23 protein-coding genes are annotated in these 26,398 nt (G+C 56.8%); 17 read left to right on the top strand and 6 right to left on the bottom strand.

Annotated elements, in window-relative coordinates; genetic code table 11:
* Positions 1 to 145 precede the first annotated feature (145 nt).
* Positions 146 to 1,666, bottom strand: a complete 1,521-nt coding sequence (locus tag GVK32_RS22910; protein WP_159872558.1) for a YifB family Mg chelatase-like AAA ATPase — start codon at positions 1,664 to 1,666, stop codon at positions 146 to 148.
* 353 nt (positions 1,667 to 2,019) lie between these two features.
* Between GVK32_RS22910 and ilvL the strand changes: the two genes are divergently transcribed.
* The 6 genes from ilvL (at position 2,020) to ilvA (ending at position 8,673) form a co-directional block, all read left to right on the top strand.
* Positions 2,020 to 2,118 carry an ilv operon leader peptide gene (gene ilvL, locus GVK32_RS22905; RefSeq protein ID WP_001311244.1) on the top strand — a complete coding sequence of 33 codons (99 nt, stop codon included), beginning with the start codon at positions 2,020 to 2,022 and terminating at the stop codon, positions 2,116 to 2,118.
* A 140-nt stretch (positions 2,119 to 2,258) separates the two neighbouring features.
* Complete coding sequence (gene ilvG, locus GVK32_RS22900; RefSeq protein WP_159872557.1) at positions 2,259 to 3,905, top strand: acetolactate synthase 2 catalytic subunit; 1,647 nt, start codon at positions 2,259 to 2,261, stop codon at positions 3,903 to 3,905.
* Positions 3,902 to 4,159: an acetolactate synthase 2 small subunit gene (ilvM, locus tag GVK32_RS22895; protein ID WP_041143465.1), complete on the top strand. Its 258-nt coding sequence runs from the start codon at positions 3,902 to 3,904 to the stop codon at positions 4,157 to 4,159. The genes ilvG and ilvM overlap by 4 nt, the downstream gene beginning before the upstream one ends.
* A gap of 16 nt (positions 4,160 to 4,175) precedes the next feature.
* Positions 4,176 to 5,105, top strand: coding sequence for a branched-chain amino acid transaminase (locus GVK32_RS22890; protein WP_041143466.1), 930 nt, complete (start codon positions 4,176 to 4,178; stop codon positions 5,103 to 5,105).
* Positions 5,106 to 5,275: 170 nt separating this feature from the next.
* The gene (gene ilvD / locus GVK32_RS22885) at positions 5,276 to 7,126 is read left to right on the top strand and encodes a dihydroxy-acid dehydratase (protein ID WP_159872556.1); all 1,851 of its coding nucleotides are present in this window, start codon (positions 5,276 to 5,278) and stop codon (positions 7,124 to 7,126) included.
* A 2-nt stretch (positions 7,127 to 7,128) separates the two neighbouring features.
* Complete coding sequence (gene ilvA / locus GVK32_RS22880; RefSeq protein WP_159872554.1) at positions 7,129 to 8,673, top strand: threonine ammonia-lyase, biosynthetic; 1,545 nt, start codon at positions 7,129 to 7,131, stop codon at positions 8,671 to 8,673.
* Here the strand turns inward: ilvA and ilvY are convergent.
* Entirely contained in the window at positions 8,670 to 9,566 is an 897-nt protein-coding gene (ilvY, locus tag GVK32_RS22875; RefSeq protein WP_041143469.1) for an HTH-type transcriptional activator IlvY, read from the bottom strand. The two genes, ilvA and ilvY, sit on opposite strands and share 4 nt — an antisense overlap.
* Positions 9,567 to 9,717: 151 nt before the next feature.
* Here ilvY and ilvC point away from each other — a divergent pair, with 151 nt between their 5' ends.
* Positions 9,718 to 11,193 carry a ketol-acid reductoisomerase gene (gene ilvC / locus GVK32_RS22870; RefSeq protein WP_041143470.1) on the top strand — a complete coding sequence of 492 codons (1,476 nt, stop codon included), beginning with the start codon at positions 9,718 to 9,720 and terminating at the stop codon, positions 11,191 to 11,193.
* 221 nt (positions 11,194 to 11,414) lie between these two features.
* The gene (locus tag GVK32_RS22865; RefSeq protein ID WP_227697886.1) at positions 11,415 to 11,612 is read left to right on the top strand and encodes a hypothetical protein; all 198 of its coding nucleotides are present in this window, start codon (positions 11,415 to 11,417) and stop codon (positions 11,610 to 11,612) included.
* A gap of 37 nt (positions 11,613 to 11,649) precedes the next feature.
* Here GVK32_RS22865 and ppiC (GVK32_RS22860) read toward each other — a convergent pair whose 3' ends face one another.
* Positions 11,650 to 11,931 carry a peptidylprolyl isomerase PpiC gene (gene ppiC / locus GVK32_RS22860; protein WP_024555327.1) on the bottom strand — a complete coding sequence of 94 codons (282 nt, stop codon included), beginning with the start codon at positions 11,929 to 11,931 and terminating at the stop codon, positions 11,650 to 11,652.
* A gap of 50 nt (positions 11,932 to 11,981) precedes the next feature.
* Complete coding sequence (ppiC, locus tag GVK32_RS22855; protein WP_041143471.1) at positions 11,982 to 12,263, bottom strand: peptidylprolyl isomerase PpiC; 282 nt, start codon at positions 12,261 to 12,263, stop codon at positions 11,982 to 11,984.
* Positions 12,264 to 12,375: 112 nt separating this feature from the next.
* Here ppiC (GVK32_RS22855) and rep point away from each other — a divergent pair, with 112 nt between their 5' ends.
* Positions 12,376 to 14,397, top strand: coding sequence for a DNA helicase Rep (gene rep, locus GVK32_RS22850; protein WP_159872552.1), 2,022 nt, complete (start codon positions 12,376 to 12,378; stop codon positions 14,395 to 14,397).
* Between the two features lie 41 nt (positions 14,398 to 14,438).
* Here rep and gppA read toward each other — a convergent pair whose 3' ends face one another.
* Together gppA and rhlB are read right to left on the bottom strand one after the other, a co-directional pair.
* A complete protein-coding gene (gene gppA / locus GVK32_RS22845; RefSeq protein ID WP_165973091.1) occupies positions 14,439 to 15,929 on the bottom strand; it encodes a guanosine-5'-triphosphate,3'-diphosphate diphosphatase in 1,491 nt (496 codons plus the stop codon).
* Between the two features lie 199 nt (positions 15,930 to 16,128).
* Positions 16,129 to 17,394, bottom strand: a complete 1,266-nt coding sequence (gene rhlB / locus GVK32_RS22840; RefSeq protein ID WP_159872550.1) for an ATP-dependent RNA helicase RhlB — start codon at positions 17,392 to 17,394, stop codon at positions 16,129 to 16,131.
* A gap of 343 nt (positions 17,395 to 17,737) precedes the next feature.
* Here rhlB and trxA point away from each other — a divergent pair, with 343 nt between their 5' ends.
* The 8 genes from trxA (at position 17,738) to rffA (ending at position 26,398) form a co-directional block, all read left to right on the top strand.
* Positions 17,738 to 18,067 carry a thioredoxin TrxA gene (trxA, locus tag GVK32_RS22835; RefSeq protein WP_045853623.1) on the top strand — a complete coding sequence of 110 codons (330 nt, stop codon included), beginning with the start codon at positions 17,738 to 17,740 and terminating at the stop codon, positions 18,065 to 18,067.
* Between the two features lie 333 nt (positions 18,068 to 18,400).
* The gene (gene rho, locus GVK32_RS22830; protein ID WP_002883293.1) at positions 18,401 to 19,660 is read left to right on the top strand and encodes a transcription termination factor Rho; all 1,260 of its coding nucleotides are present in this window, start codon (positions 18,401 to 18,403) and stop codon (positions 19,658 to 19,660) included.
* 240 nt (positions 19,661 to 19,900) lie between these two features.
* Positions 19,901 to 21,004, top strand: a complete 1,104-nt coding sequence (gene wecA, locus GVK32_RS22825; RefSeq protein WP_159872548.1) for a UDP-N-acetylglucosamine--undecaprenyl-phosphate N-acetylglucosaminephosphotransferase — start codon at positions 19,901 to 19,903, stop codon at positions 21,002 to 21,004.
* A 13-nt stretch (positions 21,005 to 21,017) separates the two neighbouring features.
* On the top strand, positions 21,018 to 22,064 hold the full coding sequence (gene wzzE, locus GVK32_RS22820; RefSeq protein WP_159872546.1) for an ECA polysaccharide chain length modulation protein: 1,047 nt from the start codon (positions 21,018 to 21,020) through the stop codon (positions 22,062 to 22,064).
* A gap of 56 nt (positions 22,065 to 22,120) precedes the next feature.
* On the top strand, positions 22,121 to 23,251 hold the full coding sequence (wecB, locus tag GVK32_RS22815; RefSeq protein ID WP_132514532.1) for a non-hydrolyzing UDP-N-acetylglucosamine 2-epimerase: 1,131 nt from the start codon (positions 22,121 to 22,123) through the stop codon (positions 23,249 to 23,251).
* A complete protein-coding gene (gene wecC / locus GVK32_RS22810) occupies positions 23,248 to 24,510 on the top strand; it encodes a UDP-N-acetyl-D-mannosamine dehydrogenase (RefSeq protein WP_159872545.1) in 1,263 nt (420 codons plus the stop codon). Before wecB ends, wecC begins: the two co-directional genes overlap by 4 nt.
* A 78-nt stretch (positions 24,511 to 24,588) precedes the next feature.
* Positions 24,589 to 25,263 carry a dTDP-4-amino-4,6-dideoxy-D-galactose acyltransferase gene (gene rffC, locus GVK32_RS22805; protein WP_159872562.1) on the top strand — a complete coding sequence of 225 codons (675 nt, stop codon included), beginning with the start codon at positions 24,589 to 24,591 and terminating at the stop codon, positions 25,261 to 25,263.
* 4 nt (positions 25,264 to 25,267) lie between these two features.
* Positions 25,268 to 26,398 (top strand): dTDP-4-amino-4,6-dideoxygalactose transaminase, encoded by a 1,131-nt coding sequence (gene rffA / locus GVK32_RS22800; RefSeq protein ID WP_159872560.1) that lies wholly within the window; start codon positions 25,268 to 25,270, stop codon positions 26,396 to 26,398.

The raw sequence follows: 26,398 nt of genomic DNA, 5'->3' as shown, positions 1-26,398 counted from the left end.
CCGAAAACCGCCTTGAGCGAGCTGAATGTTCAAATGGCGAGGTCATGGAAAAATATAGCGATCGCGACCTGCGGTCGCTAGAAAAGAAGAACCCCACCTAAAAAAGTGGGGTTAGTCAGCAGTCTGAAGGGCGAAAGCCCTTTTTTTATGGCATAAGTTTTTGCAGATGGTTCAACATCCGGTCTATCGCCCGATAGCCTAGCGCCTCCTGCAGATGGTGGCGTTCGATACGCGGATCGTCCTTTATATCGGCAATCGTCCTCGCCACCTTAAGCAGCCGTTGCCAGGCCCGTATAGAGAGCCCTAGCTGCGTCAGGGTCTGTTCAAGCCAGATGGCATCGTTCTTATTCAACGTGCACCAGGTTTTCATCTCATTATTGTCTAAATCAGCGTTGAGCTTGTTCTGTCGGGCCAGCTGCCTCCCGCGCGTAGCAAGAACCCGCCGGCGTACCGTCGCGCTGTCCTCTCCACCACCGCCTTGCTGGCTGAGTACTCCGGGCGGCGGTAGCGGTATTTCCAAAGAGAGATCGAAGCGATCAAGGAAGGGGCCGGACAGCCGCCCCAGATAGCGCAGCGTCTGTTCGGGAGAGGCGCGATTGTGATGACCCTGATAATGTCCGGTTGGGCTGGGATTCATGGCCGCAATCAGCTGGAAATGCGCCGGATAGTCAATTTTGGCCCGGGTACGAGAAATATGTATTTTTCCCGATTCAATTGGCTCGCGCAGGGCATCCAGCACTCTGCGTTCAAACTCCGGTAGCTCGTCAAGAAACAGCACCCCATTATGGGCCAGTGAGATCTCGCCGGGCGCAGGTATGGCGCCACCGCCGACCATAGCCGCGACCGAGGCGCTGTGATGCGGGGCGCGAAACGGCCTGTGGCGCCACCGGGTGGTCGCGTAGTTGGTGCTCACCAGACTGAGAATAGCAGCGCTTTCAAGCGCCTCCTGATTGCTTAAAGGAGGCAGTAATCCCGGTAACCGGCTGGCAAGCATCGTTTTCCCTGTACCTGGAGGGCCGATTAATAGCAGGTTATGCCCGCCGGCAGCGACGATTTCCAGCGCGCGCTTGCCCTGCTGTTGGCCAATGACGTCGCGTAAATCGTGGCGTGTTTCCTGCGGATCTTCTGCTGCGGCCGCGGGAGGGGAGAGCGGATGCTGTCCTGCCACAAAGGCGCAGACCTCCTGCAAGTGTCCGGCGATAAGGCAGTCGCTGCCGCCAATCAGCCCCACTTCCGCAGCGTTATCTTCGGCAACAATAATCTGCCGTCCAGCCCTGATGGCCTCCATTGCGCTGGAGATAGCGCCGGGAACGCCGCGTAGGGCCCCTGTAAGCGCGAGCTCGCCGATAAACTCATATTGATTCAGTCCGGGAGCCTCTAGCTGCTCGGAGGCGACCAGAAGCGCGAGAGCGATAGGGAGATCGTACCGCCCTCCCTCTTTTGGCAAATCGGCAGGCGCGAGGTTAATGGTGATTTTTTTCGCCGGGAAGGTATAGCCACTGTTAATGATTGCGCTGCGTACCCGGTCACGCGCCTCCCTTACGGTTGTTTCCGGCAGCCCAACCATCGTCAATCCGGGAAGGCCGCTGCTGATATGAACCTCAATAGTAATAAGCGGGGCGCTGATACCGAGAGCGGCCCGCGTGTAGACGATCGCGAGTGACATAGAGCCTCCTGAATGTGGGCATCATGTCGACAACCCTGCCATTAGTCACTCGCAGGAACTGCGCTTTACGCGCCACGTTCCAGATAATTCACCGCAGATCGTTACATACTTTTCGTTATTGCACCCGGCTCGCAGGTTGCCGCAAGGGCAGGACAGCCCGTCATAAAAAGCCATAGGGCAACGCGATAAATTGAAATATCTTCACTTTATATTTTTCTCATTAAAAACAATTGTTTTACTGGAAATTGTTAGCGTGATCAGAAAATGAGCCATAAAAAAATCTTGTGTTTAACATGACGTCTGTGGTACCTCTTTAGGTATTCCTTCGAACAAGAAGCCAGAAAGTACATAAAATGACAGCCCTTCTACGAGTGATTAGCCTGGTCGTGATTAGCGTGGTGGTGATTATTATCCCACCGTGCGGGGCAGCACTTGGACGAGGAAAGGCATAGAAATCAAGCCTTAACGAACTAAGACCCCCGCACCGAAAGGTCCGGGGGTTTTTTTATAACTTAAAAATGACAGACGGGGAGCAGAGAATGAATAACAGCATAAAATTCTGTTTCTTCCGATCTATGACGGGGAAGTAACTATGAATGGCGCGCAGTGGGTAGTACATGCTTTGCGGACACAGGGAGTCGAGACGGTTTTCGGCTACCCGGGTGGCGCGATTATGCCGGTTTACGATGCGTTGTATGACGGCGGCGTGGAACACCTGTTGTGCCGTCACGAGCAGGGTGCAGCAATGGCGGCCATCGGCTATGCGCGGGCAACCGGTAAAACGGGCGTTTGCATCGCAACCTCCGGCCCTGGCGCGACTAACCTGATCACCGGCCTGGCGGATGCCCTGCTGGATTCTATCCCCGTGGTCGCGATTACCGGCCAGGTGGCGGCACCGCTTATCGGTACCGATGCTTTTCAGGAAATTGACGTGCTGGGCTTATCGCTGGCCTGCACCAAACATAGCTTCCTGGTGCAGTCGCTGGAAGAGCTGCCGCGCGTCATTGCTGAAGCTTTCCTGGTCGCGAACTCAGGCCGCCCAGGCCCGGTACTGGTCGACATTCCGAAAGATATCCAGCTGGCGACAGGCGAGTTCGATCCCTATTTTTCCACGGTAGCCGACGACGTTACCTTCCCTTACGCCGAGGTTGAGCAAGCGCTGCAGATGCTGGCTCAGTCGCAAAAGCCGATGCTGTACGTCGGCGGCGGCGTCGGTATGGCGCAGGCGGTTCCCGCCCTGCGCGAGTTTCTTGCGGCCACGCAAATGCCGGCGACCTGCACGCTGAAGGGGCTGGGCGCGGTTGACGCTGACTATGCCTATTACCTGGGGATGCTGGGCATGCATGGGACGAAGGCGGCTAACCTGGCGGTTCAGGAGTGCGACCTGCTGATTGCGGTAGGCGCGCGTTTTGACGACCGTGTAACCGGCAAGCTGAACACCTTTGCTCCGCATGCCAAAGTTATCCATATGGATATCGATCCGGCGGAGCTGAACAAGCTGCGTCAGGCGCACGTTGCCCTGACTGGCGATCTCAATACGCTGCTGCCGGCACTGCAGCAGCCGCTGGCCATTGACGCCTGGCGTCAGCGCAACGCGGAGCTGCGCGCCGAACATGCATGGCGCTATGACTACCCGGGTGAAGGCATTTACGCCCCATTGCTGCTCAAGCAGCTTTCCGATCGCAAACCGTCTGACAGCGTGGTGACCACCGACGTGGGCCAGCATCAGATGTGGTCTGCACAGCATATGACCTACACTCGCCCGGAGAATTTCATTACCTCCAGCGGCTTAGGGACGATGGGCTTCGGTCTGCCAGCGGCGGTAGGTGCCCAGGTCGCGCGTCCGAACGATACGGTAATCTGTATCTCCGGTGACGGCTCCTTCATGATGAATGTTCAGGAGTTGGGCACCGTAAAACGCAAGCAGCTGCCGCTGAAGATCCTGCTGCTGGATAATCAGCGTTTAGGCATGGTTCGTCAGTGGCAGCAGCTGTTCTTCCAGGAGCGTTATAGCGAAACGATCCTCACCGATAACCCCGATTTTGTCACTTTGGCCAGCGCCTTCGGCATTCCTGGCCAACATATCACCCGTAAAGACCAGGTTGAAGCGGCTCTCGACACCATGCTTTCGAGCCAGGGGCCATACCTGCTTCATGTCTCAATTGATGAACTTGAGAATGTCTGGCCGTTGGTGCCGCCCGGCGCCAGTAACTCAGAAATGCTGGAGAAATTATCATGATGCAACATCAGGTCGCCTTGCAGGCCCGCTCCAACCCGGAAACCTTAGAGCGCGTGCTGCGCGTGGTACGCCATCGTGGTTTTCAGATTTGCGCCATGAATATGGAGACCGCCGCGGACACCCGCAATATAAATATCGAATTGACCGTTGCCAGCCAGCGGCCCGTCGAATTACTGTTTAGTCAATTAAGCAAACTGGTGGACGTTGCCTGCGTCGAAATCCAGCAACCCACATCACAACAAATCCGCGCATAGGCGCAAGGGAAGAAAAATGACGACGAAAAAAGCTGATTACATTTGGTTCAACGGCGAGATGGTTCCTTGGGGAGAAGCTAAGGTCCACGTGATGTCGCATGCCCTGCATTACGGTACTTCCGTTTTTGAAGGCATCCGCTGCTATGACTCGCACAAAGGGCCGGTGGTGTTCCGTCATCGTGAACACATGCAGCGTTTGCATGATTCAGCCAAAATCTACCGTTTCCCGGTTTCGCAGAGCGTTGATGAGCTGATGGAAGCCTGTCGTGAAGTGATTCGTAAAAACGGCCTGACCAGCGCCTATATTCGTCCGCTGGTATTCGTTGGTGACGTGGGCATGGGCGTAAACCCGCCGGAAGGATATACCACTGACGTGATCATCGCGGCGTTCCCGTGGGGAGCCTATCTCGGCGCCGAAGCGCTGGATCAGGGGATCGATGCCATGGTCTCTTCCTGGAACCGCGTGGCGCCGAATACGATCCCGACCGCAGCGAAAGCCGGCGGTAACTACCTTTCCTCCCTGCTGGTCGGCAGCGAAGCGCGTCGACATGGCTACCAGGAAGGCATCGCGCTGGACGTTAACGGCTACATTTCCGAAGGGGCGGGTGAGAACCTGTTTGAAGTGAAAGATGGCGTGCTGTTTACCCCACCGTTTACCTCTTCCGCGCTGCCGGGTATTACCCGTGACGCCATCATTAAGCTGGCAAAAGATTTGAATATCGAAGTTCGTGAGCAGGTCCTGTCTCGCGAATCCCTGTACCTGGCGGATGAAGTCTTTATGTCTGGTACCGCAGCAGAAATTACGCCGGTGCGCAGCGTTGATGGCATCCAGGTCGGCGAAGGCCGTTGTGGCCCGGTGACTAAGCGTATTCAGCAAGCATTCTTTGGCCTCTTCACCGGTGAAACCGAGGATAAATGGGGCTGGTTGGATCAGGTTAATCAGTAAATATCCGTCATATTTTAAGCTGCATGTGCTTTGGCTGCGTTCGTTTACCGCAGCCGGCCGGAGATTCTCTCTCCTGCCGCCTTCCTGCAGCCTGGACTATTGAGGGTAGATAAGCATAAAAGACGGGGCGACACGCAGCGCCCCGTTTAACAGAAACTGGGAGTAAAAGCATGCCTAAGTACCGTTCCGCCACCACCACTCATGGCCGTAATATGGCGGGTGCCCGCGCGCTGTGGCGCGCAACCGGGATGACCGACGCTGATTTCGGTAAACCGATTATCGCCGTCGTGAACTCCTTTACCCAATTCGTCCCGGGTCACGTGCACCTGCGCGATCTGGGCAAGCTGGTCGCCGAGCAAATTGAAGCCTCTGGCGGCGTTGCTAAAGAGTTCAACACCATCGCGGTGGATGACGGGATCGCCATGGGTCACGGGGGCATGCTTTATTCACTGCCATCCCGCGAGCTGATCGCCGACTCGGTAGAGTACATGGTCAACGCACACTGTGCCGATGCCATGGTCTGCATCTCCAACTGCGACAAAATCACCCCAGGGATGCTGATGGCCTCCCTGCGCCTGAATATTCCGGTGATCTTTGTCTCCGGCGGTCCGATGGAAGCGGGTAAAACCAAGCTTTCTGACAAGATCATCAAGCTCGATTTGGTCGATGCGATGATTCAGGGCGCGGACCCGAAAGTATCCGACGAGCAGAGTGACCAGGTTGAGCGTTCCGCCTGTCCGACCTGCGGCTCCTGTTCCGGGATGTTTACCGCCAACTCAATGAACTGCCTGACGGAAGCGCTGGGCCTGTCTCAGCCGGGCAACGGCTCCCTGCTGGCCACTCATGCCGATCGTAAACAGCTGTTCCTCAATGCGGGAAAACGCATTGTCGAGCTGACCAAACGCTACTACGAGCAGGACGATGCCTCCGCGCTGCCGCGTAACGTCGCCAACAAAGCGGCGTTTGAAAACGCCATGACCCTGGATATCGCCATGGGCGGCTCCACGAATACCGTACTGCACCTGCTGGCCGCCGCTCAGGAAGCTGAAATCGACTTCACCATGAGCGATATCGATAAGCTGTCCCGCAAGGTGCCGCAGCTGTGCAAAGTAGCGCCGAGTACGCAGAAATACCATATGGAAGACGTTCACCGTGCCGGCGGGGTGCTGGGGATCCTCGGCGAGCTGGATCGCGCCGGTCTGCTGAACCGTGAGGTGAAAAACGTGCTGGGTCTGACCCTGCCGCAAACGCTCGATAGCTACGACATTATGCTGACCAAAGACGACGCGGTGAAAGAGATGTTCCGCGCCGGCCCGGCGGGTATCCGCACCACCCAGGCGTTCTCTCAGGATTGCCGCTGGGATACGCTGGACGACGATCGCGCTGAAGGCTGTATTCGTTCGCTGGAGCATGCCTACAGCAAAGACGGCGGCCTTGCCGTTCTGTACGGCAATTTTGCTGAAAATGGCTGTATCGTAAAAACTGCAGGCGTTGATGACAGCATCCTCAAGTTTACCGGCCCGGCAAAAGTGTATGAAAGCCAGGATGACGCGGTAGAAGCTATCCTCGGCGGCAAAGTCGTCGCGGGCGATGTCGTGGTGATTCGCTACGAAGGGCCGAAAGGCGGTCCAGGCATGCAGGAAATGCTCTATCCGACGACGTTCCTGAAATCAATGGGTCTCGGTAAAGCCTGCGCGCTGATCACCGACGGCCGCTTCTCCGGCGGTACTTCTGGTCTGTCGATTGGTCACGTTTCACCAGAAGCGGCGAGCGGTGGCAATATCGCCCTGATTGAAGACGGCGATATGATTGCCATTGATATCCCGAACCGCGGTATTCAGCTGCAGCTGAGCGACGCCGACATTGCCGCACGTCGTGAAGCGCAGGAAGCCCGGGGCGATCGGGCCTGGACGCCGAAAGCGCGTGAACGTCAGGTTTCCTTCGCCCTTCGTGCGTACGCCAGCCTGGCAACGAGCGCTGATAAAGGCGCGGTACGCGATAAATCGAAACTTGGGGGCTAATCATGGCCGAATCACAACCCCTGTCCGCCGCCCCTGAGGGGGCGGAATATCTCAGAGCGGTGCTCCGTGCGCCGGTCTATGAAGCCGCGCAGATTACGCCGCTGCAAAAAATGGAAAAAATCTCCTCGCGGATGGATAACGTCATTCTCGTGAAGCGGGAAGACCGGCAGCCGGTCCATAGCTTCAAGCTCCGCGGTGCTTACGCGATGATGGCGGGGCTGAATGAAGCGCAAAAAGCGCGCGGCGTGATCACCGCTTCCGCAGGCAACCATGCCCAGGGCGTTGCGTTTTCCGCTTCTCGCCTCGGCGTTAAGGCGCTGATTGTTATGCCTACCGCCACGGCGGACATCAAGGTTGATGCCGTGCGCGGGTTTGGCGGCGAAGTGCTGCTGTACGGCGCTAATTTCGACGAAGCGAAAGCGAAAGCCATCGAGCTGGCGCAGCAGCAGAATTTCACCTGGGTCCCGCCGTTCGATCATCCGATGGTCATTGCCGGGCAGGGCACACTGGCGCTCGAATTACTGCAGCAGGACGCCCATCTTGACCGCGTTTTTGTGCCGGTTGGCGGCGGCGGACTGGCGGCGGGCGTGGCGGTACTGATCAAGCAGCTGATGCCACAGATCAAAGTGATTGCGGTGGAGGCAGAGGATTCAGCCTGCCTGAAGGCGGCGCTGGAAGCCGGTCATCCGGTAGACTTGCCGCGCGTTGGGCTGTTTGCTGAAGGCGTTGCGGTGAAGCGCATCGGCGACGAGACCTTCCGCGTCTGTCAGGAGTATCTCGACGATATTATCACCGTCGACAGCGATGCCATCTGTGCGGCGATGAAAGACCTGTTTGAAGACGTTCGCGCAGTGGCTGAACCTTCCGGCGCGCTGGCGCTGGCGGGGATGAAAAAATATATCGCGCAGCACAATATTCGCGGCGAACGGCTGGCGCACATCTTGTCCGGGGCTAACGTCAATTTCCACGGCCTGCGCTACGTTTCCGAACGCTGTGAGCTGGGAGAGCAGCGCGAGGCGCTGCTGGCGGTGACCATTCCGGAAGAGAAGGGCAGCTTCCTGAAGTTCTGCCAGCTGCTGGGCGGCCGTTCGGTTACCGAGTTCAACTATCGCTTTGCGGATGCCAAAGATGCCTGCATTTTTGTCGGCGTTCGCCTGAGCCGCGGGCTGGAAGAGCGTAAAGAGATTCTCGACCTGCTGAACGAGGGAGGCTATAGCGTCGTCGATCTCTCCGATGACGAAATGGCCAAGCTCCACGTGCGCTACATGGTCGGCGGGCGTCCGTCGAAGCCGCTGCAGGAGCGCCTGTTTAGCTTCGAGTTCCCGGAATCACCGGGCGCGCTGCTCAAGTTCCTGCATACGCTGGGTACCCACTGGAACATCTCTCTGTTCCACTACCGCAGTCACGGTACCGACTATGGCCGGGTACTGGCGGGCTTTGAGCTGGGCGATCATGAGCCGGATTTTGAAACCCGATTGCATGAGCTGGGCTACGATTGCCACGACGAAACGCACAATCCGGCATTCCGCTTTTTCCTCGCCGGCTAGTGGCCCGGATTGGGTAAAATAGACCAGAATGCATCGATAAGCGGCTCATACAGCCGCTTTTTTTGTGCGCATACGCCGAGCTCAAAAGGCGTTTTCTCATCGCTGCGTTCTAAAATCATCACCCGGTTGCGCACCGGTTCCGGACTGTTCTCCAGCACCACCTCCGGCAGGAGCGCGACGCCGCAGCCGAGGGCGACCATGGAAACCATCGCCTCGTGGCCGCCCACGGTGGCATAAATCGATGGATTGCTGATTTTATGCCGCCGGAACCACAGCTCAATGCGCCGACGTACCGGCCCCTGATCGGCCATAATAAACGGCACGGTCGACCAGTCGGGCTGCTCCTGGGTGACCTGGTTACGCACCGGGCAGGCCAGAGCCGGGGCGATCAGCACCACCGCCAGATTTTCCAGCATCGAGAAGGCCACCGAGCCGGGCAGCGTTTCCGGTTTCCCGGCAATGGCCAGGTCCGCCTCGCCGGTGACAACCTTCTCCATCGCGTCGGCGGCATCGCCGGTCGAAAGCTTGATCTCTACCGAAGGATGGGCGGCGCGAAAGCGATCGAGAATCGGCGGCAGATGGCTATAGGCCGCGGTCACGGAGCAGAAGATATGCAGCTCGCCGGAGAGTGATGGCCCCTGCTGGTCGATGGCGTGGCGCAGCTGCTGATACTGCAGCAGGGTCTGCTGGGCGAAAAGGCGCAGCTCTTCGCCCGCTTCGGTTAGCGTTACGGTGCGGTTATCGCGCACGAACAGCGGCTGGCCGAGGTCCTCTTCCAGGCGCTGGATCTGCCGTGAAAGGGTCGAGGGACTAACGTGCATGGCCCGTGCGCTGCGGCCAAAATGACGGCTTTCGGCCAGGTGCAGGAAGGTTTTCAGATCGCGTAAATCCACGGGCCGCACTCCACGATTTTATATTGCAGATATTGCAACATGACGTTGTGAATATATCAATTTCCGCAATGAATTTCCTGTCATATAGTGGGTTCATTCTCGCAAAAGCGAACCGAACAATAAGACACACAACATCACGGAGTACACCACCATGGCTAACTACTTTAATACACTGAACCTGCGCCAGCAGCTGGCACAGCTGGGCAAATGTCGCTTTATGGCGCGCGAAGAATTCGCCGATGGCGCGAGCTACCTTCAGGGTAAAAAAGTAGTCATCGTCGGCTGCGGTGCTCAGGGTCTGAACCAGGGCCTGAACATGCGCGACTCCGGTCTGGATATCTCCTACGCTCTGCGTAAAGAAGCGATTGCAGAAAAGCGCGCTTCCTGGCGTAAAGCGACCGAAAACGGCTTTACGGTCGGCACCTATGAAGATCTGATCCCGCAGGCCGACCTGGTCGTTAACCTGACGCCGGACAAACAGCACTCTGACGTTGTTCGTTCCGTACAGCCGCTGATGAAAGACGGCGCGGCGCTGGGCTACTCCCACGGTTTTAACATCGTTGAAGTCGGCGAGCAGGTTCGCAAAGACATCACCGTAGTGATGGTGGCGCCGAAGTGCCCGGGTACCGAAGTTCGTGAAGAGTACAAACGCGGTTTCGGCGTACCTACGCTGATCGCGGTTCACCCGGAAAACGACCCGAAAGGTGAAGGCATGGCCATCGCGAAAGCGTGGGCAGCGGCCACCGGCGGCCACCGTGCGGGCGTGCTGGAATCCTCCTTCGTTGCGGAAGTAAAATCTGACCTGATGGGCGAGCAGACCATCCTCTGCGGCATGCTGCAGGCGGGTTCCCTGCTGTGCTTCGATAAGCTGGTGGCGGAAGGTACCGACCCGGCATACGCGGAAAAACTGATTCAGTTTGGCTGGGAAACCATCACCGAAGCGCTGAAGCAGGGCGGCATCACCCTGATGATGGACCGCCTGTCTAATCCGGCGAAACTGCGCGCTTACGCGCTGTCAGAGCAGCTGAAAGAGATTATGGCGCCGCTGTTCCAGAAGCATATGGATGACATCATCTCCGGCGAATTCTCCTCCGGCATGATGGCTGACTGGGCTAATGACGATAAGAAACTGCTGACCTGGCGTGAAGAGACCGGCGCCACCGCGTTCGAAACCGCTGAGCAGTTTGAAGGTAAAATTGGCGAGCAGGAGTACTTCGACAAAGGCGTTCTGATGATTGCGATGGTGAAAGCGGGCGTTGAGCTGGCGTTTGAAACCATGGTTGCATCCGGCATTATCGAAGAGTCCGCATACTATGAGTCGCTGCACGAGCTGCCGCTGATTGCCAACACCATCGCTCGTAAGCGTCTGTATGAAATGAACGTGGTTATCTCCGATACCGCCGAGTACGGTAACTACCTGTTCTCCTACGCTTGCGTACCGCTGCTGAAAGAGTTCATGACCACGCTGCAGACCGGTGACCTGGGCAAGGCGATTGCCGAAGGTGCCGTAGATAACGCCCAGCTGCGCGATGTGAACGAAGCGATTCGCAACCACGCAATCGAAAGCGTCGGTCACAAGCTGCGCGGCTACATGACCGATATGAAACGTATCGCTGTAGCAGGTTAATCCCCGTCGTCCTGCGGCCCGCGGGCCGCATCGACCAGAAAATCATCAAAAGGCCCGGTAAGCGTAAGCGCTACCGGGCCTGTTTATTTACGCCTTAGCGCAATCACCGAATCCGAAACCTCTCCCTGCTCGCCTTCCGGCCCGTACATCGTGCGCGAAACGTCGTCGAAAACGGTCTCCCAACCTTCAGGCAACGGCATCAAGCGATGCGAGGGCTTCTTTTGCCGACTGGAATGGTCTTTGGCGGGATGACGGCGCTATTAAACAGCGGCTTTGCGCTGGTTGACTGGGTGATGACGGCGTTTATCACCATCACCTTCGCGACGCTGATTAGCGGACTGATGTTTAAGGTGTTCCAGGCAGCTATCGGCATGCATGTCATGAAGCATGAAGCACAAAAAACGCTGCAGGCGAAATAAGGAAAAAGCCTCTCTGCGCCAGAGAGGCTTTAATGCATTAGTTACGGTACAGCACTTTAATGATGTGGTAACCGAATTGGGTGTGCAGCGGGCCGGTCGGCTCCAGCACCGGGCAGGAGAAGACCACTTTATCAAACGCCGGAACCATTTGACCCTGGCGGAATTCGCCCAGGTGACCGCCTTTCTTGCCTGACGGGCAGGTAGAGTGTTTCTTCGCCAGCTTTTCGAAATCGCCGCCGTTTTTAATTTGTTCCAGCAGGTCGAGTGCCAGCTTCTCTTCTTTCACCAGGATGTGCATTGCTGCCGCTGTTTTAGCCATGATTGTGCCTTGATAGGTTGCGATGAATCAGGACGCAATATTAGCATGCGTTAACGGCGATACAGCACCTTAATGATGTGGTAGCCAAAGCGCGTTTTGACCGGGCCGTAGGGTTTCAGCAGCGGGCAGGAGAAGACCGCGCTATCAAACGGTCCAACCATCGCGCCCTGTTGGAACTCGCCTAAATCGCCGCCGTTACGCCCGGAGGGGCAGCGTGAATAGCGCTTCGCCAGATGGTCGAAGCTGACGCCGCGTTCCAGTTTGGCGAGGATCTCCTGCGCCAGCTTCTCTTCTTTGACCAGGATGTGCAGGGCCGCTGCGGACTTTGCCATGGTTTCGCTCTCAGGATGACGGGTGTGGCCAACACTTTACCATTAGCCGGTAAATCTCCTCCCGGCTTTCTGCTACAATCCTCACCCCGTTCGAAGATTGAGCAAGACTCCCATGCGTTTAAACCCTGGCCAACAACAAGCCGTCGAATTCGTTACCGGACCGTGCCTGGTGCTGGCGGGCGCCGGTTCCGGTAAGACCCGCGTTATCACCAATAAAATCGCGCACCTGATCCGCGTCTGCGGCTATCAGGCGCGCCATATCGCGGCGGTGACCTTTACCAACAAAGCGGCGCGCGAAATGAAAGAGCGCGTCGGGCAAACGCTGGGGCGCAAAGAGGCGCGCGGCCTGATGATCTCCACCTTCCACACGCTGGGGCTGGACATTATTAAGCGCGAATATGCCGCGCTGGGGATGAAATCTAACTTTTCCCTGTTCGACGATACCGACCAGGTGGGTTTGCTCAAGGATCTGACCGAAGGGCTGATCGAAGACGACAAGGTGGTACTTCAGCTGCTGATCTCGACGATCTCCAACTGGAAAAACGATCTGCGCACGCCGGCGCAGGCGGCGGCAAGCGCGCAGGGCGAACGGGATCGGATCTTCGCTCACTGCTATGGGCTGTATGACGCGCATATGAAAGCCTGCAACGTGCTGGACTTCGACGATCTGATCCTGCTGCCGACGCTGCTGCTGCAGCGTAATGAAGAGGTCCGCGAACGCTGGCAGAATAAGATCCGCTACCTGCTGGTGGATGAGTATCAGGACACCAACACCAGCCAGTATGAGCTGGTGAAGCTGCTGGTGGGACAGCGGGCGCGCTTTACGGTGGTGGGCGATGACGATCAGTCTATCTACTCATGGCGCGGCGCGCGGCCGCAGAACCTGGTTCTGCTGAGCCAGGATTTCCCGGCGCTGCAGGTCATCAAACTAGAGCAGAACTACCGCTCTTCCGGCCGGATACTGAAAGCGGCAAATATTCTGATCGCCAATAACCCGCACGTGTTTGAGAAGCGCCTCTTTTCCGAGCTGGGCTACGGCACCGAGTTGAAAGTTCTCTCCGCCAATAATGAAGAGCATGAGGCGGAGCGGGTGACCGGGGAACTGATTGCCCACCATTTTATCAATAAAACCCAGTACAAGGATTATGCGATCCTCTACCGCGGCAATCATCAGTCGCGGGTTTTTGAAAAAATGCTGATGCAAAACCGCATCCCGTACAAAATTTCAGGCGGCACCTCATTCTTCTCCCGTCCGGAGATCAAAGACCTGCTGGCCTACCTGCGGGTGTTGACCAACCCGGACGATGACAGCGCGTTCCTGCGCATCGTCAATACGCCGCGGCGGGAGATTGGCCCGGCAACGCTGCAAAAGCTCGGCGAGTGGGCGATGACCCGCAACAAAAGCCTGTTTACCGCCAGCTTTGATATGGGTCTCAACCAGACGCTGACCGGGCGCGGCTATGATTCGCTGACCGGCTTTACGCAGTGGCTGGCCGAAGTCCAGCGGCTGGCGGAAAGTGAGCCGATTGTTGCGGTTCGCGATCTGATCCGCGGCATTGACTATGAATCCTGGCTGTATGAAACGTCGCCCGGCCCGAAGGCCGCGGAAATGCGGATGAAAAACGTCAACCAGCTGTTCAGCTGGATGACCGAGATGCTGGAAGGTAGCGATATCGATGAGCCCATGACGCTCACCCAGGTGGTCACCCGCTTTACCCTGCGCGATATGATGGAGCGCGGCGAATCAGACGAGGAGCTGGATCAGGTTCAGCTAATGACTCTGCACGCTTCGAAGGGGCTTGAGTTTCCGTACGTCTATCTGGTTGGCATGGAAGAGGGGCTGCTGCCGCACCAGAGCAGTATTGAAGAAGATAACGTCGATGAGGAGCGCCGGCTGGCGTACGTGGGTATCACCCGGGCGCAGAAAGAGCTGACGTTTACGCTGTGTAAAGAGCGCCGCCAGTACGGCGAGCTGGTGCGTCCGGAGCCAAGTCGTTTTCTGCTGGAGCTCCCGCAGGACGATCTTATCTGGGAGCAGGAGCGCAAGGTTATCTCGGCGGAAGAGCGTATGCACAAAGGACAGGCTAACGTCGCCAACATCCGGGCGATGCTGGCAAAGGCGAAAGGAAAGTAGCGCGCTCGCCCCGGTAAGCGCCGTGCTGCCGGGGGATGGTATCAGACGACTTCTAAGGCCCAGTGGACATAGCTTTGCCACTGGCACTCTTGCTCAACCATCTCGCTGCCTAGCGGATGGTTTTCCAGCCAGCCTTCCGGCAGCCTCAGCATCAGCTTTTCATCCTCGGCGGTCAGGGTGACGGACGGCAGCAGATCGTCCCGACGGCGGCTGGCAAACAGAATAGCCAGACGCAGCAGGCGGCATAAATGCTCCGCAACCCGAGGCTTGACCGCGTTCTGCTGGTGGAGCGAAGAGAGATCGACCGCGTTGGTTTGGTTGAGTAATAGCGTGGCGAGCAGCTTTTTCTGCGCCGGCGTGAAGCCGGGAAGATCGAGATTACGCACCAGGTATGCCGCGTGCTGCGGAGCGGACTTAAAATCAACGCTCAGGCCAATCTCATGCAGGGCGCAGGCGCTCACCAGCAGGTCGCGGCTAAGCGGCTCCAGCTCCCAGCAGTTATCCAGCTGGCTCACCAGGTCTGCCGCCAGGCGGCCGACGCGCTGGGCCTGCTCGGTATCTATCATAAAGCGGCGCTGAATATTACGCAGCGTCCGGCTACGAATATCCTGATCGACCGCCAGGTGCAGCATGCCGTAAACCAGGCCTTCGCGCAGCGCGCCGCCGGCCAGGGTCATGCAGCGAATATTTAGCTCGCTAAATATAGCGATGAGAATGGCTAAACCGCTGGGGAAAACTAACGCTCGCTCGAGAGTCAGGCCTTCTATTTCAAGCTCTTCCAGACGCCCGCACTGAATTGCCCGCTGCTTGAGCTGCTGGAGTTTAGCCAGCGTAATGCGCTCATCCATACCCTGCGCCATCATGATTTCCTGCAGCGCCTGAACGGTACCCGAGGCGCCGACGCACACTTTCCAGCCGTGATAGTTCAGCGTATCGGTGATAGGCCGCAGGACTTCGCGCGCCGCATTTTCAGCAAGTTCGAAGTTGTCTTTCGTGAGGTTACGATCGGCGAAGTAGCGTTCCAGCCAGGTGACGCAGCCCATTGGCAGGCTAAAAAGAGAGGTGGTTTGCGCGCCGGTACCGGTGACCAGTTCGGTACTGGCCCCGCCGATATCGACCACCAGGCGCTGGTCTTCACCGCCGGTGGTATGCGCTACGCCCTGATAAATCAGGCGTGCTTCTTCCTCGCCGCTAATGACCTGCACCGGGCAGCCGAGAATATCTCTGGCCTTAGCCAGAAACTCATCGGCATTAACCGCCAGACGCAGCGTCGCGGTCGCGACGACGCGGATTTGCGCCGGGGGGATATCCTGCAGGCGCTCGGCGAAGAGCCGTAAGCACTGCCAGCCGCGCTCCATCGCTTCCGCGGAGAGCGCGTTGTCGCTATTCAGGCCCGCGGCAAGCCGCACTTTGCGCTTGATACGGCTGAGGGTCTGAATGCTCCCCGCCACCTCGCGAACAACCAACATATGAAAGCTATTAGAGCCAAGATCTATAGCTGCATAAAGCGAGGTGGAACTCATACACTTCATCCTTCAAATTGCCTCTGCGAAAGTAGCGTGCTTATTCGGCCCATCCCAGGGACTCACCCCGATGGGGCCGCTGCAAGCAGCGTTCAAATCCGTCAGACACAGATTTGTCACCCGAACCACTTACTAAAGTAAGTCATTCGGGATTCGCTAACCTGGCGCCTTGATGCATCCCGAACGATTTTGTGTATGACATACTTTATTAGCCTGAACGACGACGGTTGCGCGGCGGTCCGTTGCGGCGCGGGCCGTTGCCCGTGCGTGGACGCGCCAGGCGCAGCGGCCGCGGCAGATCGGTCATCAGCACGTCTGGGTTGTACTTGCTTACCGGGATTGAGTGCCCGATATAGGTTTCAATCGCCGGCAGGTTCAGCGCGTACTCTTCACAGGCCAGGCTGATGGAGTGACCGCTGGCGCCTGCACGACCGGTACGGCCAATGCGGTGTACGTAGTCTTCGCAGTCGTCCGGCAGGTCGAAGTTAAAGACGTGCGTGACGGCCGGGATATGCAGACCGCGTGCCGCAACGTCCGTTGCGACCAGAATATCGATATCGCCACGGGTAAACTCTTCGAGGATACGCAGGCGTTTTTTCTGCGCGACGTCGCCGGTCAACAGGCCAACGCGATGACCGTCCGCGGCGAGGTGGCCCCAGATATCTTCACAGCGATGCTTGGTGTTGGCGAAGATAATGGCGCGATCCGGCCACTCTTCTTCGATCAGCGTCTGCAGCAGGCGCATTTTCTCTACGTTGGAAGGATAGAACAGCTCTTCCTTAATACGGTGACCCGTTTTCTGTTCTGGTTCGACTTCAACGTATTCGGCGTTGTTCATCTGCTCAAACGCCAGTTCGCGGACCCGGTAGGAAAGGGTGGCGGAGAACAGCATGTTCAGGCGCTGGTTAGCCTGCGGCATACGACGGAACAGCCAGCGGATATCTTTAATAAAGCCGAGATCGTACATGCGATCGGCTTCGTCGAGGACGACAACCTGAATAGCGCCAAGGTTGATATGATTTTGTTTGGCATAGTCGATAAGACGACCGGTAGTCCCGATCAGAATGTCGACGCCGCTCTCCAGCACTTTCAGCTGCTTGTCGTAGCCATCGCCGCCGTACGCCAGACCGAGCTTCAGGCCGGTGGCTTGCGCCAGCGGTTCCGCGTCAGCATGGATCTGTACCGCCAGTTCACGCGTTGGCGCCATGATCAGCGCACGCGGTTGGTTAACCTGGCGTTCAGCGATAGCAGGGTGAGAGAGAAGATAATGAAACGTTGACGTCAGGAACGCCATCGTTTTACCGGTACCGGTTTGCGCCTGCCCGGCGACGTCTCGACCTTCCAGCGTTAGCGGAAGAGCGAGTGCCTGAATGGGCGTACAATTATGAAACCCTTTCTTTTCAAGGGCTTCGATAACTGCCGAGTGCAGGGCGAAGTCGGAAAACTTCTGTTCTGTTAAATGTGTTTTGCTCATAGTGTGGTAGAATATCAGCTAACTATTGCATTAAGAAAGCGTATCCGTTGAAATAACGTCAACCTTTCGTTGGCTATACGCGAAATTACTGAAGGTGCTCTGCGGCAACCGAATGAATCCTCGAAAGCTTAGACTACTAAGCGGACCGGCGGTGAATAATCTACCGGTAACGGGTTTCAACATGGTTTGCTTTGACTCCTGCACGGCGAGGTCCATGATGGACCGGGTCGCACAGGCTGTCAGTTACAGAGGCATCCTGAAGGATAACGTGTATAACGTAGCATTAACGCGTCGTTGATGTCTGCGACACCAGCATACCAGGCTTATTCCTGTGGAGTTAAATATGAGCGATAAAATTATTCACCTGACTGACGACAGTTTTGACACGGACGTACTCAAGGCTGACGGGCTAATCCTCGTCGATTTCTGGGCAGAGTGGTGTGGTCCGTGCAAAATGATCGCCCCGATTCTGGATGAGATCGCTGGCGAGTATGAGGGCAAGCTGACCGTTGCGAAACTGAACATCGATCAGAACCCGGGCACCGCGCCGAAATACGGCATCCGCGGCATCCCGACTCTGCTGCTGTTTAAGAACGGCGAAGTGGCGGCAACCAAAGTTGGCGCACTGTCTAAAGGCCAGCTGAAAGACTTCCTCGACGCCAATCTGGCGTAATCAGTTTGCCATTCCGGCGTTCGGATTCCTATTTTGTGCGGAACTCTGGACGCCCGGCTTGAGTCGTGCTAAGTTAACTTCAGACTTCGTTTTAAACATACCTTTATTGTTTGAATCTTGCTTTACCCGAAGCATCCCGCAGAAATGCGCGTGAAGCTAAAAATTCCGGGCTTATCACTCATTCCGTTTTGTCGTTTCAGCTCTGCGTTCTTTCCTGTGACCAGGCAACGTACAGACACGAGATGTAGGCCGCTAACAGGCATGGATGTTCCTGCCATACCATTCACAACATGAAGTTCGAGTTCTACCCCGAGTTTAAGAACCCACACCATTATGAATCTTACCGAATTAAAGAATACGCCGGTTTCTGAGCTGATTACTCTCGGCGAAAATATGGGGCTGGAAAACCTGGCCCGTATGCGTAAGCAGGATATTATTTTTGCCATCCTCAAGCAGCATTCGAAGAGTGGCGAAGATATTTTTGGCGATGGCGTACTGGAGATACTGCAGGATGGATTTGGTTTCCTCCGTTCCGCAGACAGCTCCTACCTCGCCGGTCCCGACGATATCTACGTATCCCCTAGCCAAATCCGTCGTTTCAACCTTCGCACTGGTGACACCATTTCCGGTAAGATTCGTCCTCCTAAAGAGGGTGAGCGTTACTTTGCGCTGTTGAAAGTCAACGAAGTTAACTACGACAAGCCGGAAAACGCGCGCAATAAGATCCTGTTCGAGAACTTAACGCCGCTGCACGCAAACTCACGTCTGCGTATGGAGCGTGGTAACGGCTCGACTGAAGACTTAACCGCTCGCGTCCTGGATCTGGCTTCGCCGATCGGTCGCGGTCAGCGTGGTCTAATTGTTGCTCCGCCGAAAGCCGGTAAAACGATGCTGCTGCAGAATATTGCGCAGAGCATCGCTTACAACCATCCTGACTGCGTGCTGATGGTCCTGCTGATCGACGAACGTCCGGAAGAAGTGACCGAGATGCAGCGTCTGGTTAAAGGTGAAGTTGTTGCTTCTACCTTTGACGAACCCGCATCCCGCCACGTTCAGGTTGCCGAGATGGTTATCGAGAAGGCCAAGCGCCTGGTTGAGCATAAGAAAGACGTTATCATTCTGCTCGACTCCATCACCCGTCTGGCTCGCGCCTACAACACCGTCGTACCGGCTTCCGGTAAAGTTCTGACCGGTGGTGTGGATGCGAACGCCCTGCACCGTCCGAAGCGTTTCTTCGGTGCTGCGCGTAACGTCGAAGAGGGCGGCAGCCTGACTATCATCGCTACGGCGCTGATCGACACCGGCTCCAAGATGGACGAAGTTATCTACGAAGAGTTTAAAGGCACCGGTAACATGGAGCTGCACCTCTCGCGTAAGATCGCAGAAAAACGCGTCTTCCCGGCTATCGATTACAACCGTTCCGGTACGCGTAAAGAAGAGCTGCTCACCACTCAGGAAGAGCTGCAGAAGATGTGGATCCTGCGCAAAATCATCCATCCGATGGGTGAAATCGACGCGATGGAATTCCTCATCAACAAGCTGGCTATGACCAAAACTAACGATGATTTCTTCGATATGATGAAGCGTTCGTAAGTTTAAAAAAGCTGAAAAACGCCACGCAATCGCGTGGCGTTTTGTTTTTGGGATTTGTATGATCCAGAAAGGGAAACCGGAGCGGTTATTATCGTATGATGAACGCGCCTCTCCTGGCAGAGATAACTTTAACAGACTAAAATCTATACAATAAATTTGTAATGATCTGCATTACCCCTTCAGGAGTTGAGACATCGTCGTTATACTTCCCGGATTAACCATGCTGAGAGCACATGCGTTGTGAATTTACTCACTGCTACTACTGAATTAATCAGTATTTTCTTATTCACTACCCTTTTTATATTTGTGGCTCGCAAGGCGGCAAAAAAGGTTGGGTTAGTCGATAAGCCTAACTATCGAAAACGGCATCAGGGTCTGGTTCCGTTAGTGGGTGGCATCTCAGTTTACGCGGGTATTTGTTTTACATTTGCGATCGCGGATTATTACATTCCCCATGCTTCGCTGTACCTGGCGTGCGCCGGTATTCTGGTACTGGTCGGCGCGCTGGATGACCGATTTGATATCAGCGTAAAAATTCGTGCGGTTATGCAGGCCGCCATTGCCGTCGTCATGATGATGGCAGGAAACCTGCATCTTAGCAGCCTCGGTTTTATTTTTGGCTCATGGGAGCTGGTGCTCGGCCCCTTCGGTTTCTTTCTCACTCTTTTTGCCGTTTGGGCGGCAATTAACGCCTTTAATATGGTTGATGGCATTGACGGCCTGCTCGGCGGTCTGTCATCGGTCTCCTTTGCGGCAACAGGCATCATCCTGTGGTTTGATGGCCAGTACAGCCTGGCAATGTGGTGTTTTGCGATGATTGCCGCCATTCTGCCCTATATTTTACTTAACCTCGGTGCGCTTGGCCGTCGCTATAAGGTCTTTATGGGCGATGCCGGCAGCACCATGATTGGCTTCACCATTATTTGGATCCTGCTGGAAACCACGCAGGGTAAAACGCATCCCATTAGCCCGGTTACCGCGCTGTGGATTATTGCGATTCCGTTGATGGATATGGTGGCGATTATGTATCGTCGCCTGCGCAAGGGCATGAGTCCGTTCTCTCCGGACCGCCAGCACATTCATCATTTGATCATGCGCGCTGGGTTTACTTCCCGGCAGGCATTCGTCCTGATCACGCTGGCCGCCGCTTTACTGGCGCTGGTAGGGGTGGCGGCGGAATATACCCGTATCGTTCCTGAATGGGTGATGTTAATACTCTTTTTGTTAGCCTTCTTCCTTTACGGCTACTGCATTAAACGCGCCTGGAAAGTGGCGCGCCTGGTTAAGCGCATCAGACGCAGAATACGGCGACACAGCAGCAATAATCCAAAATTAACCAAGTAGAACTGGGGACGTGATGACTCAACCATTACCGGGAGCACAAGCAGTGAACGTTGAGAATGAGCTGGATATTCGCGGGCTGTTTCGCGCCTTATGGGCAGGGAAAATTTGGATAGCAGGGATGGCCGTGCTGTTTGCGCTGATCGTACTGGTTTATGCCTTTTTTGCTCGCCAGGAGTGGAGCGCGACGGCAATTACCGATCGGCCAACCGTCAATATGCTGGGCAGCTACTACTCTCAACAGCAGTTTTTACGCAATCTCGATATCAAAGCCAATCTGGCTTCGGTCGATCAGCCTTCGGCAATGGACGACGCCTATAAAGAGTTCATCATGCAGCAGGGATCCTGGGATACCCGCCGTGATTTCTGGCTGCAAACCGACTATTACAAACAGCGCCAGTCGGGTAATTCTCGCGCCGATGCCGGGCTGCTGGACGATCTGATTAACAATATTCAGTTTATGCCGGGTGATGCGGTAAAGAATACCAACGATAGCGTCAAACTGACGGCCGAGACCGCGCCGGATGCCAATAATCTGCTGCGCCAGTACGTGGCGTTTGCCAGCCAGCGCGCGGCGGGTCACCTGAATGACGAGCTCAAGGGCGCCTGGGCGGCACGTACCGTGCAGATGAAAGCGCAGGTTAAGCGTCAGGAAGAGGTCGCGCGTGAGATTTTCAACCGCCGTACCCATAGTGTGGAACAGGCGCTGAAAATCGCCCAGCAGCATAATATTTCCCGCAGTGAGACTGACATTCCTGCCGATCAGCTGCCGGATTCCGAGCTGTTTTTACTCGGCAGGCCGATGCTGCAGGCGCGGTTAGAAAATCTGCAGGCGGTAGGTCCGGAATATGACCTTGACTATGACCAAAGCCGCGCGATGCTGAACACCCTGAACGTCGGGCCGACATTAGATCCGCGTTTTCAGACTTACCGGTATTTGCGTACGCCGGAAGAACCTGTAAAACGCGATAGCCCGCGCCGCGTATTTCTGATGGTGATGTGGGGGATTGTGGGCGCGCTCATCGGCGCAGGCGTGGCGTTATCGCGGCGTCGTATCCAGTGAATGCGGCCTGTGATGAAGGTCATGCGGACTTCATCACCTAATCGAAGAGAATCGATGTGAAAGTACTAACTGTATTTGGCACAAGACCCGAAGCCATCAAAATGGCACCGCTGGTTCATGCGCTGGCCAGGGACCCTCATTTTGAGGCAAAAGTATGCGTAACTGCGCAGCATCGGGAGATGCTCGATCAGGTGCTGAAGCTGTTTTCTATTGTTCCGGATTACGACCTGAATATCATGCAGCCGGGTCAGGGCCTGACGGAGATTACCTGCCGCATCCTTGAAGGGCTGAAGCCGGTTCTGGAGTCGTTTAAGCCTGACGTTGTGCTGGTGCATGGCGATACCACCACGACGATGGCGGCGAGCCTGGCCGCTTTCTATCAGAGAATCCCGGTGGGGCACGTTGAGGCGGGACTGCGCACCGGCGATCTCAGTTCGCCGTGGCCGGAAGAGGGTAACCGGACGTTAACCGGGCGGCTGGCAACCTGGCATTTTGCGCCGACGGAGACCTCGCGGCAGAATCTGCTGCGGGAGAACGTTGCCGATAGCCATATCACGGTCACCGGCAATACGGTTATCGATGCGCTGTTCTGGGTTCGCGATCGCGTGCTGGGCGATGAGGCGCTGCGCATCGAGCTGACGCAGCGCTATCCGTTCCTGGCTAACGGAAAGAAGATGATCCTGGTCACCGGCCACCGTCGCGAAAGCTTCGGCCGCGGGTTTGAGCAGATCTGCCACGCGCTGGCGGAAATTGCGGCCAGCCATCCCGATGTACAAATTGTCTATCCGGTGCACCTGAACCCAAACGTCAGCGAGCCGGTAAACCGCATTCTTGGTCATGTTGATAACGTGATTTTGATCGAACCGCAGGATTACCTGCCGTTTGTCTGGCTGATGGATCGCGCATGGCTGATCCTCACCGACTCCGGCGGTATTCAGGAAGAAGCCCCTTCGCTAGGCAAACCGGTTCTGGTGATGCGCGAGATGACGGAACGGCCGGAAGCGGTAGCCGCAGGCACCGTTACGCTGGTCGGTACCGATAGCCAGCGCATCGTCGCGGAAGTCACGAATCTGCTGAACAACGATGCCGCATACCAGGCGATGAGCCGGGCGCACAACCCTTACGGCGATGGGCAGGCATGTAGCCGCATTGTGACCGCACTTAAAAATAATCAGGTAACGCTATGAGTTTTTCTACCATTTCAGTGATTGGCCTTGGGTATATCGGTTTGCCAACCGCTGCCGCGTTCGCCTCCCGGCAAAAGCGGGTGGTGGGCGTTGATGTTAATCAGCACGCGGTGGAGACCATTAACCGCGGCGAGATTCATATCGTGGAACCGGATTTGGCCAGCGTGGTTAAGAGCGCGGTCAAGCAGGGCTATTTAAGCGCCACCACCGTCCCGGTGGAAGCGGACGCCTATCTGATTGCCGTACCGACGCCGTTTAAGGATCTGCACGAGCCGGATATGGTCTTCGTCGAGTCGGCGGCAAAATCAATAGCGCCGGTGCTGAAGAAGGGGGCTCTGGTTATCCTTGAGTCCACCTCCCCCGTCGGGGCGACGGAGCTGATGGCGAGCTGGCTGGCCGAGCTGCGCCCCGATCTGAGCTTCCCGCAGCAGGTTGGCGAAGCGGCGGACGTCAATATTGCCTACTGCCCGGAACGTGTGCTGCCGGGCCAGGTGATGGTTGAGCTGATTAAAAACGACCGCGTGATTGGCGGTATGTCCCCGGTCTGTTCTGTCCGCGCCAGCGAGCTGTATAAAATTTTCCTCGAAGGCGAGTGCGTGGTGACCAACTCCCGCACCGCAGAGATGTGCAAGCTGACCGAAAACAGCTTCCGCGACGTCAATATCGCCTTTGCTAACGAACTGTCGCTGATCTGCGCCGAGCAGGAAATTAACGTCTGGGAGCTGATTCGCCTGGCGAACCGCCATCCGCGCGTCAATATCCTGCAGCCGGGACCGGGCGTTGGCGGCCACTGTATCGCGGTCGATCCGTGGTTTATCGTGGCGCAAAATCCGCAGCAGGCGCGGCTGATCCGCACCGCGCGTGAGGTCAACGACCATAAGCCTGAATGGGTTATCGAGCAGGTGAAGGCGCGGGTGGCCGAGTGTCTTGCCGCCAGCAACCGACGCGCCAGCGAACTGAAAATCGCCTGCTTTGGCCTGGCCTTCAAGCCGAACATCGACGATCTGCGCGAAAGCCCGGCGATGGCTATCGCCATGCAAATTGCGGCCTGGCACAGCGGCGAAACGCTGGTTGTTGAACCCAATATTCACCAGCTGCCGAAGAAGCTTGAGAGTCTGTGCACCCTGGCATCGCTGAGCGATGCTCTGGCGAACGCTGATGTGCTGGTGATGCTGGTCGATCACCATCAGTTTAAAGCGGTAGGCGGCGACAGCGTAACCCAGGCATTTATCGTCGATACCAAAGGGGTATGGCGGTGAGAACGATTCTGGTCACCGGTATGCGCCTGGGCCCGATCCCTGGCTCCGGCTATGGCCAATACTTACTGGATCTCGTCCGTGTCCGTCCGCGCCAGTATTGAACCCCTGGAGTGGGAAAATCGCTTCTTTGACGTTAACAGCGCGATCGTGCGCTTTCGTCACGACGCCCCGCCGCTGACGAGCCAGGCGCTGACCGGCTGGTCGCGGCTGCAGGCGAAGATTGCGGCGGACGATACCGAACGGCTGGATGCCTTACAGCAGCTGGGCTTCCAGCTTGTGGAAGGGGAAGTCGATCTGGCGCTGTCGGCCGGGACGACCGACGACCTCGGGTGCGAAATTGCTACCGGCTCAGACATCCCGCGCCTGCGGGAGCTGGCGGCGCAGGCGTTTGCCTTCAGCCGCTTTCGCGCGCCGTGGTATGACGCTGATGCCAGCGGCCGTTTCTACGCCCAATGGATTGAAAATGCGGTGCTGGGGACCTTTGATAACCAGTGCCTGATTTTTCGCACCTCCGACGGCGATATCCGCGCTTTTGTCTCCCTGCGTCAGCTCAACGCTACGGAGGCCCGGATCGGCCTGCTGGCCGGTCGCGGCGCCGGCGCTGAGCTGATGCAGGCGGCGCGAAGCTGGGCCGGATCGCGCGGGCTCTCTACACTGCGGGTGGCGACCCAGATGGGTAATACCGCCGCGCTTAAACGTTATATTCTCAGCGGTGCGAATGTGGAAAACACCGCGTACTGGTTATACAGGTGACATGATGATTCCATTTAACGCGCCGCCGGTGGTGGGAACCGAGCTTGATTATATGCAGTCTGCGATGGGCAGCGGCAAGCTGTGCGGCGACGGCGGATTTACCCGCCGCTGCCAGCAGTGGATGGAGCAGCGCTTCGGCACGGTAAAAGCGCTGCTGACCCCGTCCTGTACCGCTTCGCTGGAGATGGCGGCGCTGCTGCTGGATATCCAGCCGGGCGACGAAGTCATTATGCCGAGCTATACCTTCGTCTCTACCGCCAACGCCTTTGTGCTGCGCGGTGCCAAAATTGTCTTTGTCGATATCCACCGCGATACCATGAATATCGACGAAACGCTGATCGAAGCCGCCATCACTGAGAAGACCCGGGCGATTGTGCCGGTTCACTATGCCGGCGTTGCCTGCGAGATGGACACCATCATGGCCATTGCCAGCAGGCATAACCTGTTCGTGGTGGAGGATGCCGCGCAGGGCGTCATGTCGACCTACAAAGGGCGCGCGCTGGGCACTATCGGGCACATTGGCTGCTTTAGCTTCCATGAAACCAAAAACTATACCGCCGGCGGCGAAGGCGGGGCGACGCTGATCAACGATCGCCATCTGGTCGAGCGCGCGGAAATCATTCGCGAGAAAGGCACCAACCGCAGCCAGTTCTTCCGCGGACTGGTGGATAAGTACACCTGGCGCGATATCGGCTCCAGCTATCTGATGTCCGACCTGCAGGCCGCCTATCTGTGGGCGCAGCTGGAAGCGGCGGAGAAAATTAACCAGCAGCGCCTGACGCTGTGGCAGAGCTATTACGACGCGCTGCTGCCGCTGGCGCGCGCCGGGCGCATCGAGCTGCCGATTGTCCCTGCCGACTGCGGGCACAACGCGCATATGTTCTATATCAAGCTGCGGGATATCGACGACCGCAGCAGGCTGATCGCGTGGCTGAAAGAGGCCGAAATTCTCGCCGTCTTTCACTATATCCCGCTGCACAGTTGCCCGGCAGGGGAGAACTTCGGCGAGTTCCGCGGGGAAGACCGCTTTACCACTCAGGAGAGCGAGCGCCTGCTGCGCCTGCCCCTGTTCTACAATCTGTCGTCGGTTAACCAGCGGACGGTGATTAACTCGCTGCTGAGCTATTTCTCCTGA

Origin of the sequence: Klebsiella sp. 18074 (assembly GCF_902705905.1) — a bacterium.
GTDB lineage: Bacteria > Pseudomonadota > Gammaproteobacteria > Enterobacterales > Enterobacteriaceae > Klebsiella > Klebsiella terrigena.
The sequence above is the reverse complement of the archived record's forward strand: the minus strand, read 5'-3'. Positions and strand labels throughout refer to the sequence as shown.